Source organism: Mycobacterium sp., assembly GCF_052143115.1.
Lineage (GTDB): Bacteria > Actinomycetota > Actinomycetes > Mycobacteriales > Mycobacteriaceae > Mycobacterium.
This window is the reverse complement of record NZ_JBKQTQ010000090.1, coordinates 1-10,666: the sequence shown is the minus strand read 5'-3', so window position 1 is coordinate 10,666 and position 10,666 is coordinate 1. Positions and strand designations below refer to the sequence as shown.

At 66.1% G+C, this 10,666-nt stretch carries 8 protein-coding genes and 1 pseudogene; 6 read left to right on the top strand and 3 right to left on the bottom strand.

The window, feature by feature from the left end; translation table 11 throughout:
• The 5 genes from ACLQI9_RS09930 to ACLQI9_RS09910 are packed head-to-tail and all read left to right on the top strand — an operon-like array spanning position 1 to position 6,195.
• Positions 1-1,590: an acyl-CoA carboxylase subunit beta gene (locus ACLQI9_RS09930; RefSeq protein WP_442378285.1), complete on the top strand. Its 1,590-nt coding sequence runs from the start codon at positions 1-3 to the stop codon at positions 1,588-1,590.
• 4 nt (positions 1,591-1,594) lie between these two features.
• Complete coding sequence (locus tag ACLQI9_RS09925) at positions 1,595-3,586, top strand: acetyl/propionyl/methylcrotonyl-CoA carboxylase subunit alpha (protein WP_442391601.1); 1,992 nt, start codon at positions 1,595-1,597, stop codon at positions 3,584-3,586.
• A complete protein-coding gene (locus tag ACLQI9_RS09920) occupies positions 3,583-4,749 on the top strand; it encodes an acyl-CoA dehydrogenase family protein (protein WP_442378269.1) in 1,167 nt (388 codons plus the stop codon). The genes ACLQI9_RS09925 and ACLQI9_RS09920 overlap by 4 nt, the downstream gene beginning before the upstream one ends.
• Positions 4,749-5,546, top strand: a complete 798-nt coding sequence (locus tag ACLQI9_RS09915; RefSeq protein ID WP_442378268.1) for an enoyl-CoA hydratase family protein — start codon at positions 4,749-4,751, stop codon at positions 5,544-5,546. The genes ACLQI9_RS09920 and ACLQI9_RS09915 overlap by 1 nt, the downstream gene beginning before the upstream one ends.
• A gap of 46 nt (positions 5,547-5,592) precedes the next feature.
• Positions 5,593-6,195, top strand: coding sequence for a DUF1707 SHOCT-like domain-containing protein (locus ACLQI9_RS09910; RefSeq protein ID WP_442391599.1), 603 nt, complete (start codon positions 5,593-5,595; stop codon positions 6,193-6,195).
• Here ACLQI9_RS09910 and ACLQI9_RS09905 read toward each other — a convergent pair whose 3' ends face one another.
• From ACLQI9_RS09905 to ACLQI9_RS09895, 3 genes are all read right to left on the bottom strand, one after another.
• A complete protein-coding gene (locus ACLQI9_RS09905) occupies positions 6,196-8,178 on the bottom strand; it encodes a vWA domain-containing protein (RefSeq protein ID WP_442391597.1) in 1,983 nt (660 codons plus the stop codon). It abuts the gene before it with no gap.
• Complete coding sequence (locus ACLQI9_RS09900; protein ID WP_442376092.1) at positions 8,171-9,553, bottom strand: sigma 54-interacting transcriptional regulator; 1,383 nt, start codon at positions 9,551-9,553, stop codon at positions 8,171-8,173. The genes ACLQI9_RS09905 and ACLQI9_RS09900 overlap by 8 nt, the downstream gene beginning before the upstream one ends.
• A 116-nt stretch (positions 9,554-9,669) precedes the next feature.
• Positions 9,670-10,182: an LGFP repeat-containing protein gene (locus ACLQI9_RS09895; RefSeq protein ID WP_442376091.1), complete on the bottom strand. Its 513-nt coding sequence runs from the start codon at positions 10,180-10,182 to the stop codon at positions 9,670-9,672.
• 290 nt (positions 10,183-10,472) lie between these two features.
• On the opposite strand from ACLQI9_RS09895, the pseudogene ACLQI9_RS09890 reads away from it, so the two are divergent.
• Positions 10,473-10,666 (top strand): annotated as a pseudogene (locus tag ACLQI9_RS09890) (alpha/beta hydrolase); the annotation flags it as partial.

The following is a 10,666-nucleotide window of genomic DNA, read 5'->3' as shown; positions in this document are numbered from 1 at the left end:
ATCCTGCGATCCGCGCTCGACCCGACGGGCGACGCCTATTCCGACGCGGCGGCGGCAGCAAGCACACGACTCGTTGAAATCGAGGCCGAGCTCGCCAAAGCGCTTGGCGGTGGTGGGCCCAAGTATGTCGAGCGCCACCACGCCCGCGGCAAGTTGACCGCCCGGGAACGCATCGAACTGCTCGTCGACCCCGACTCCCCTTTCCTGGAGCTGTGCCCGCTGGCGGCCTATGGCAGCGATTTCCAGGTGGGCGCCAGCCAGATCGCCGGCATCGGCGCTGTCAGCGGGGTGGAATGCATGATCCTCGCCAGCGACCCGACCGTCAAAGGCGGCACCAGCAATCCGTGGACACTACGAAAGATCTTGCGGGCCAACCAGATCGTTTTTGAGAACCGTCTGCCGCTGATCTGCCTGGTGGAATCCGGCGGGGCTGACCTACCGACCCAAAAGGAAGTCTTCATCCCCGGCGGGCGGATGTTCCGGGACCTGACTAGGCTGTCGGCGGCCGGGATCCCGACGATCGCGCTGGTGTTCGGCAACTCCACCGCGGGCGGGGCCTACATTCCGGGGCTGTCCGATCACGTCGTGATGATCAAGGAACGCTCGAAAGTCTTTCTGGCCGGCCCACCGCTGGTGAAGATGGCCACTGGCGAGGAGTCCGACGACGAGTCGCTGGGCGGCGCCGAAATGCACTCCCGCATCTCGGGTTTGGGTGACTACTTCGCCGTCGACGAACTCGACGCCATCCGCATCGGGCGTCGAATCGTAGCGCGGCTGAACTGGGCCAAACAGGGACCCGCACCCGCACCGGTCGTCGAGCCGCTGTTCGACGCCGAGGAGCTGATCGGCATCGTGCCATCCGATTTGCGCATCCCGTTCGATCCCAGGGAAGTAATCGCCCGCATCGTCGACGGCTCCGAATTCGACGAATTCAAGGCGCTGTACGGCTCGTCGCTGGTCACCGGCTGGGCCCGGCTGCACGGCTACCCGCTGGGCATTCTGGCGAACGCGCGCGGTGTGCTGTTCAGCGAGGAGTCGCAAAAGGCCACCCAGTTCATCCAGCTGGCCAACCGGTCCAACACGCCACTGTTGTTCTTGCACAACACCACCGGATACATGGTGGGCAAGGAGTACGAGGAGGGCGGCATGATCAAGCACGGATCGATGATGATCAACGCCGTCTCCAACTCCACGGTGCCGCACATCTCGTTGCTGATCGGCGCCTCGTACGGCGCCGGCCACTACGGCATGTGCGGCCGGGCCTACGATCCGCGGTTTTTGTTCGCCTGGCCGAGCGCCAAGGCCGCCGTGATGGGCGGCGCCCAGCTGGCCGGGGTGTTGTCGATCGTGAGCCGGGCCGCTGCCGAGGCACGGGGTCAGCAAGTCGACGAGGAAGCCGACGCGGCGATGCGGGCCGCCGTCGAAGGCCAGATCGAGGCCGAGTCGCTACCGTTGGTGTTGTCCGGGATGCTCTATGACGACGGGGTGATCGACCCACGCGACACCCGCACCGTATTGGGAATGTGTTTGTCCGCCATAGCCAATGGCCCGATCAAAGGGGCGTCGAACTTCGGCGTCTTCCGGATGTGAGCTGATGGGAATCACTCGAGTTCTGGTTGCCAACCGCGGCGAGATCGCCCGACGGGTGTTCGCGACCTGCCGTCGGCTGGGACTGGGCACCGTCGCCGTCTACACCGATCCCGACGCCGCAGCCCCGCACGTCGCCGAAGCCGACGCTCGGGTGCGGCTGCCGCGGACCAATGACTACCTCAACGCCGAGACGATCATCGCCGCGGCCCGCGCGGCAGGCGCCGACGCGGTGCACCCGGGCTATGGATTCCTCTCGGAAAACGCCGAGTTCGCGGCCGCGGTGCAAAGCGCGGGCCTGATTTGGGTTGGACCGCCGGTAGATGCGGTGCGGGCGATGGGCTCCAAGATCGAGTCCAAGAAGATGATGGCTGCCGCCGGTGTGCCGGTGCTCGACGAACTCGACCCCGACACCGTCACCGAAGGCCAGCTGCCGGTGCTGGTCAAGGCCTCCGCGGGCGGTGGCGGTCGCGGGATGCGGGTAGTACGCGAATTGTCCACTCTGCCTGGTGAAGTCGCCGCGGCGCGGCGTGAGGCCCAGTCTGCATTCGGCGACCCGACGGTCTTCTGTGAGCGCTACCTGCCCACCGGCCACCACGTCGAGGTCCAAGTACTCGCCGATAGCCACGGAGCCGTGTGGGCCGTCGGCGAACGGGAATGCTCGATTCAGCGCCGCCACCAGAAGATCATCGAAGAAGCCCCGTCCCCTCTGGTTGAGCGCACACCGGGAATGCGCGGCAAACTTTTCGAGGCGGCCCGGCTGGCTGCCGCGGCGATCGGCTACACCGGTGCCGGGACGGTGGAGTTCCTCGCCGACGATGCCGGCGAGTTCTACTTCCTCGAAATGAATACCCGGCTGCAGGTCGAGCATCCGGTCACCGAGGAGACCACCGGCCTGGATCTTGTCGAGCTGCAGCTCGCGGTGGCCGACGGCGGTCGGCTTGACGCCGAACCGCCAACCGCTCAAGGACATTCGATTGAGGCCCGCCTCTATGCCGAAGATCCCGCCCGAGGCTGGCAGCCGCAGGCGGGCGTGGTGCACACGTTCGACGTGCCGGTCGTTCGGTCCGAGTTCTCGTCGCTGGGTGGGCGAACCGGGATTCGGCTGGATTCGGGCATCGCCGACGGGTTCGCAGTGTCGATTCACTACGACCCGATGCTGGCCAAGGTGATCTCGTACGCTCCGACACGGCCGCAAGGGGCGCTGGTGCTCGCCGACGCGCTGGCCAGAACCCACCTACACGGCCTGCGCACCAACCGCGAGCTGCTGGTCAATGTGCTGCGTCATCCGGCATTCCTCGATGGCGCTACCGACACAGCCTTTTTCGACACCCACGGGCTGGCTGAGCTGTCGGCTCCGCTGGCCGACGACGCGACGATCCGGTTGTCGGCTATCGCCGCCGCACTCGCCGACGCGGCACACAATCGCGCCACCGCCACCGTCCTCGGCTCGATTCCCAGCGGTTGGCGCAACCTTGCGTCGGGATACCAGGTGAAGACCTACCGCGACGATGCCGACCACGAGTACAGAGTCGAATACCGCTTCACCAGAACGGGATTGGTGCTGACTGATGACGAGCCGGCCCGACTGGTCTCGGCGACGCCGGACGAGGTCGTGTTGGCCGACGGCGTCGGTGTGGCTTGCAGTTTCGCAATCGCGCGCTACGGCCCAGACATGTATATCGACTCGGCGCGCGGCCCGGTGCACCTGGTCGCGCTGGCTCGCTTCCCCGAGCCGGGATCGGCCGTAGAAAAGGGTTCGCTGGTAGCGCCCATGCCCGGCAACGTCATCCGGGTGGGCGCCGCGGTCGGCGATACCGTCACAGCCGGCCAGCCGCTGATCTGGCTGGAAGCGATGAAGATGGAGCACACTATCACCGCCCCGACCGACGGTGCGCTCGTCGAGCTCAACGTGAACACAGGCCAGCAAGTCGAAGTGGGCGCCGTCCTGGCAAGGGTGGAGTCGCCCGAAAGCGTTCAAGAAGGAGATCCGCAATGACCGACACCAGCTTCATCGAAAACGAAGAGCGCCAAGCGCTGCGCAAGTCCGTAGCCGCGTGGGCGTCCAAATACGGCAGCGAGTACTACCTGAAGAAGGCCCGTGCACACGAGCACACCGACGAATTGTGGCAGGAGGCAGGCAAACTCGGCTTCCTCGGGGTGAATCTTCCAGAGGAGTACGGCGGTGGCGGTGCCGGGATGTACGAGTTGTCGCTGGTGATGGAGGAGATGGCGGCCGCGGGTAGCGCGCTGCTGCTGATGGTGGTGTCACCCGCCATCAACGGCACGATCATCAGTAAGTTCGGCACCGAAGAACAGAAGCAGCGCTGGATTCCCGGCATCGCTGACGGTTCACTGACGATGGCATTCGCGATCACCGAGCCGGACGCCGGATCCAACTCGCACAAAATCACCACCACCGCCCGTCGTGATGGCGGGGACTGGATCCTCAAGGGCCAGAAGGTCTACATCTCCGGCATCGACCAGGCGCAGGCGGTGCTGGTGGTTGCGCGGACCGAGGAAGCCAAAACCGGCAAGCTGCGACCGGCGCTGTTCGTCGTACCGACCGATGCCCCCGGCCTTAGCTACACCCCTCTCGAGATGGAGCTGATCAGCCCCGAACGCCAGTTCCAGGTCTTCCTCGACGACGTACGGCTGCCAAGCGAAGCCCTCGTCGGCGCCGAAGATGCTGCCATCGCACAGCTTTTCGCCGGACTGAATCCTGAGCGCATCATGGGCGCGGCCAGCTCCGTCGGCATGGGACGGTTCGCGCTCGAACGGGCCGCGGACTACGTCAAGACCCGCCAGGTGTGGTCTACCCCGATCGGTGCGCACCAGGGTCTGTCGCATCCGTTGGCGCAGTGCCACATTGAGGTCGAGCTCGCCAAGCTGATGATGCAGAAGGCCGCGATGCTCTACGACAGCGGCGACGACATGCGCGCGGCCGAGGCCGCCAACATGGCTAAATACGCTGCCGCCGAAGCGGCGACACGCTCGGTCGACCAGGCCGTGCAGTCCATGGGCGGCAACGGTCTGACCAAGGAGTACGGCGTCGCCGCCATGCTGGCGTCGGCCCGACTGGGCCGGATCGCCCCGGTGAGCCGGGAGATGGTGCTCAACTTTGTGGCGCAGACGTCGCTGGGCCTGCCCCGGTCCTACTGATGGACAGGCTGGTTGAGTACACAGTCGAGGGGCACATCGCACGGCTGACGCTGAACTCGCCGCATAACCGCAACGCGCTGTCCACCACGCTGGTCAGCCAGCTGCATCAGGGCCTGCGCGATGCGGCCGCCGATCCCGCGGTCCGGGCCGTCGTGCTCGGCCACACCGGGAACACCTTCTGCGCGGGGGCCGACCTGTCGGAAGGCTCGGCAGCAACGGGTGCGGATCCGGGCGAGATGGCCGCCGAGCGGGCCCGCGAAATGGCCGCACTGCTGCGCGCGATCGTCGAGTCGCCGCTGACGGTGATCGTCGCCGTCGACGGCCATGTCCGTGCCGGCGGGATGGGCCTGGTCGGCGCGGGCGACATCGCGGTCGCCGGGCCGCGCAGCACCTTCGCGTTGACCGAGGCCCGGATCGGCGTCGCGCCGGCGATCATCTCGCTGACCCTGCTGCCGAAGATGTCCGCCCGCGCCGCCGCACGCTATTACCTGACCGGCGAGACGTTCGACGCCGCCACGGCGGCCGCGATCGGGCTGATCACCATGGCCGCCGACGACGTCCGCGCCGCGGTGGCGTCGCTCGTCGCCGACATCGGGCGCGCCTCACCACAGGGGTTGGCTGCGTCCAAGGCACTGACCACCGCGGCCATCCTGGACGGCTTTGACCGCGACGCCGAGCGGCTCAGCACCGACTCGGCGCGACTGTTCGTCTCGGAAGAAGCCCGCGAGGGCATGCTCGCTTTCCTGCAGAAACGCCCACCACGCTGGGCCCCCCAACAAGGTGGGGACACAGTTTAGCGAAGTTGCCTTGCAGCAAAATCTGTTCGTCGTACGCTCGTAAGTGATGAGCAAAAAGGCGCAGCGGGGCGTGCGAGATGAGCGGGATGCGCCGACGCGTGCCGCGGATACCGATCGCATTCAGGTCGCCCAGTTGCTCACTGACGCTGCCGCTCAGGGTCGCCTGCAGATGAGCGACTACGAAGACCGACTCACCAGGGCATACGCGGCGCGGACCTATGCGGAGTTAGATAGCCTGCGGTCCGACTTGATTGGGTCGTCGGTAGGCCCCCCAGGTGGCGGCGCGGGCAAGCCCGCTCCGTCGATGGTGCTGCTGGCGATCATGAGTGCGTTCGAGCGGCGCGGCAGGTGGAACGTGCCCAAGAAGTTGACGACGTTCGCGCTGTGGGGTGGCGGGGTGATAGACCTCCGCTACGCCGACTTCACCTCCACCGAGGTCGACATCCACGCGTGTTCAATTATGGGTGGGCAAACAATCTTGCTGCCGCCCGAAGTCAACGTCGAGATCCACGGCCACGGGGTGATGGGCGGGTTCGACCACCATGTCACGGGCGAAGGCACGCCGGGTGCGCCGACCGTGCGGATCCGCGGTTTCTCGCTGTGGGGCGGTGTTGGCATCAAGCGGAAGAACCGCACGACCCAGCAATAGTCAACGTCTGCGCCGCGATCGCAAGTAGTCGCCCACCACCGCTGCGCCCAGCCCGTCGAGATCGGGGACCACGACCCGCCCCTCGACCCGCCGCGCTACCTGATCGATGAACCGGGCCAGCCCGGGATCACTGCCCAACCGGAAGATGGTCACCTGCGCGCCCAGCCGCGCCATATCGTCGAAGCCGCGCACGGTGTGAGCGATGGTCCGCGGATGCGGCGGATAGTCAAAGAACACCGCCGAGCCGTCTCCGTCCAAATCCTCCAGGTGCGCCGTCGGCTCGCCGTCGGTGACCACCAGCAGGACAGGCTGCGCGTTCGGGTGTCGACGCAGATGCCGCCCGGCCAGTGCCAGCGCATGATGCAGGTTTGTGCCCTGCTCGTACACTCCCTCCAGCCCCATCAGCTCCGCGGTGGTGATCGTCCGCGCGTAGCGACCAAACGCGATGATCTGCAACGCATCCGAACGAAACCGGGTGCGTACCAAATGGTCGAGCGCCAGCGCGGTTCGCTTCATCGGCAGCCAGCGGTTCTCCATCACCATCGAGAACGAGGTATCCACCAGCAGTGCCACCGCAGCCTGGGTCCGAGTCTCTGTCTCGGAGACCTCGACGTCGTCGACGGTGATGTGAATGGCCGGGCTCGGGCCGCCGAGGGTTGCGGTTCCAGCCTGCCGGAGTACCGCATTGGTCAGCGTCCGGGTGACGTTCCACGGCTCGGTGTCACCGAACTGCCAGGGCCGGGTGGCGCCGGTCAGCTCGCCGGCAGCGCCGGCGCGCCGATGATCGCGTTCACCGCGACGGCCGGAAAGTTGTTGTGCCACATCACGCAACGCCGTTTCGCCGAGCTGCCGCATCGCCTTCGGCGACAACCGCCACTGGCCGTCCGAGCTCCGGTCCAGGAACCCTTGATTGACCAGCGCACGCTCGAGCTCGGCGAGTGTTTGGGCGTCGATGGCGGCCTGATCACCGAGCTGGCGCGCCAACGCGTCGAGGTCGACGTCGTCCATGGTCGCTCCGGGATAACTCTGCGACAGCTGCTCGGCCAGTTGCTCCAGCTCGCCGATATCGGCCAGCGCCTGGGCGCCCTCGCCCATGCCCAGCGGGTTGTCGCCCGAGAACTGCGCCGACCCCTCCCAGTCCTCGCCGGGCCGGGCTGCCTGCAAGTGCGCGTCGAGTCGACCCAACGCCTGCATCAGCGCCGGTGAACCGAATGCCTGCTGTGCCAACGCATCCAACTCGGCACGCTGGTCCGCACTCAGGCTGTTGCGGAACCGCTGCGCGGCGGCCGCCCGCTTGGCCAGGGAGTCCAGCAGCTCATCGACATTGCGGGGATTCTCCGGGAAGAACTCGCCATGCTTGTGCATGAATTCTTCAAAGTCCGCACTTGTGTCTTCGCCGCGAGCGTGCTTGTCCAACAAGTCGTTCAGGTCGTCGAGCATCTCGCCGACCCGCTGGCGGTCCTCGTCGGTTGCGCCCTCGAGCGCCTGTTTCATGCCGGCAAAGCGCTGATCGAGCATCTCCCGCCCGAGCAGATCCTTGATCTGCTCGTATTTTTCCCGCGCCTCGCTGCTGCGCCAGTCGTAGTCGGAAAGCTCCTGCACGGCTTTGGCCGGCGACGGCGAGAGCGCGTCCAGTTGCAGCTCGCCGAACCGCGCATTGTCGTCCAGAGCTCGCGCCAGTTGCTTGCGCTCAGCCAGCACCGCCTCATCGAGGAGTTTTTTGATCTCTTGCAGAGTCCCATCTAAGTTGTTGCGCTGCAACAGCTCTCGCCGTCGGCGATTAGCCTCGGCGGCAAGCCGATCGGCTCCGGGCATGTTCTTGGTGCCGCGGCGCAGCAGCTCGGAGAGCGCCCGGCGCGGTGAGGTGCCCGCCATCACGTCCTGCCCGATCTGCTCGAGGGCCTCGCGTAGGTCCACCGGCGGTGCCAGCGGGTCGGGCCCGCCGGTATACGCCGAATACCGCGACGAGTGACGGCTAGCCATAGACAGTTTCGCCTTCCCCGGACACCTTGTCCACGCGCTTGGCCAAATACAACGCCTCCAAGGCCAATTCGAGCGCGGCCGCGCGTTCACCCTCGGATTCCGCGCCCAGCCGTCTGGCGACAGCCTCAACGATGGGCAACTCCGGCAGCGCCGCCAGCACATCCTTTGCCGAGACCCGTTCACCCGTCGTCACCGCGGAACCGCCTTCAACCGCGGCCACCAGCGGACCGACGTCGAGGCCGCCGAGCGCTCTGGATGCGGTGTCGGCGGTGGCGCGGCGCAGCAGGTGTTCCAGGACGGCCTGCTCGCGTCCTTCCTCCCCGGACTCGAACTCCAACTTGCCGCGCAACACGTCGATCACGGTTCCCAGGTCGACCACCCGCGCCACCGGATCGGTCTCGCCCAGCACCGCGCCGCGATGCCGCGCAGCGGCTGCAACCGTCTCGGCCGCCGCGATCGCGAAGCGCGCCGAGACCCCCGATCGCTGATCGACCGAGTTGGATTCCCGAAGGTAGCGCGCGAACCGGGCGATTACCTGGATCAGATGGTCGGGCACCTGGGCGCTCAGATGCGCCTCCTGGAGAATCACTCCGACCTCGGCGTCGAGTTCCAGCGGGTAGTGCGTGCGGATCTCGGCGCCGAACCGGTCTTTGAGCGGGGTGATGATGCGACCGCGGTTGGTGTAGTCCTCGGGGTTGGCGCTGGCGACCACCAAGACGTCCAGTGGCAACCGCAGGGTGTAGCCGCGCACCTGAATGTCGCGCTCCTCCATCACGTTGAGCATCGACACCTGGATGCGCTCGGCCAGGTCGGGCAATTCGTTGACGGCGACGATGCCGCGGTGCGCCCGCGGGATCAGGCCGTAGGCAATCGTCTCGGGGTCTCCCAGGCTGCGGCCCTCGGCGACCTTGATCGGGTCGATGTCGCCTACCAGGTCGGCGACGCTGGTGTCGGGGGTGGCCAGCTTCTCGGTGTAGCGCTCACTGCGGTGCTTCCACTCCACCGGCAGATCATCGCCGAGCGTGGCGGCCCGCCGGATCGACTCGGGGGTGATCGGCGAGTAGGGATGCTCGCCGAGTTCGGCGCCCCCGATCACCGGGGTCCACTCGTCGAGCAGGCCGACCAGTGCCCGTAGTAACCGGGTCTTACCCTGTCCCCGCTCACCGAGTAGCACGAAGTCGTGGCCCGCGATCAGCGCCCGCTCCAGCTGCGGTAGCACGGTGTCGTCGAAGCCCAGGATTCCCGGCCAGACGTCGTCACCCTCGGCCAGCCCGGTCAGCAGGTTTTCCCGGATTTCCTGTTTGACTCCGCGTTCACGGTGCCCGCCGGCACGCAGTTCGCCGACGGTGCGGGGCAAGTGGTTCGGTGCGGTCACCTCTCCACGCTACGACGGTCACGCAAATACGGCATGGCTCCCCATCGTCTTGAACCAGGAAAGGTCGGGCGACCCGCGTGGATTGCCCGACCTTCCGAGGTGAACGTGAGGACCGACTAGCTCAAAGTGGCGGTGGCCTTCTCGTCGCCTTCCTTCCAGGTGACGGTGCCGTGCTCGAACGTCGACTTGTAGGTGCCGTCGGGTTCCTTCACCTCGTCCGAGGTCGGGTAACCCAGCTTGCCCTGCGAAGCCTGGTTGTCATTCCACGTGTCGCGGATCTTGCCCCACACGAAGTAGACGGGCTGCCCATTCCGATAGATCAGGACGCCATCATCGAACTGCTGGTAGACGCCGCTGTTGTCCAAGGTGTTTTTCTGGTTGTCGTACGGGGCGCCCAACTCCTTCTTTTGATCGTCGGTGAGCGTGTCCCACTTCGCCAGAATCGGTCCCTCAACCGTGTACTCCGTGCCGTTTTTCCCGGCGATCTGCGTCGAGGTTGGTGCCGCCGCGCTGGATGTCGGCTCCGCGGCAGCCGATGACATCGCGGACGACGCGGACGAACTTGCAGAACTTGCGGCTTGACTGGAGTTGGTCTGTTTGTGGCAACCCACGCCGACCAGCGCGAACACCGCAATTCCGATCGAGAACAGCGCTGTTCTTTTGGTTATCGCGCGCATTTCTTCCTCTCGAGTACCTTCGAATCACATAAGACTCGCCGCTGTCGACGCGCCCAATTCTCGAGCCTATTCCGATCCGATCTTGTTCGGCGCAAAATCGTGGCGACCCGCGACAGGAATTGCAACGCTTTGCTTAACGGTCGGCCGACGTTCGGGCGCGCGAGTGGCCTACGCAACAATCGCCGCGAGCCGATGCCAAGCTCACAGTTGGCGACGCCCAACTACCCGATACCCTCAGTATCGTGAACTCATCCGACTGGCCCGATCGACCCGAGACGTCGCACTTCGGGCCTGCTTGCTGGCAGTCCAGCCTGCTCGCGCTGTTGTCGGCGATCTTCGTGCGCCCGGTGCTGGCCACCTTGACGATCATCGGCTTGGTCGTGAACCGTTTGCGCCCCGAGACGATGCAGCGAGCCCGCCTCGATGTGATCGACAA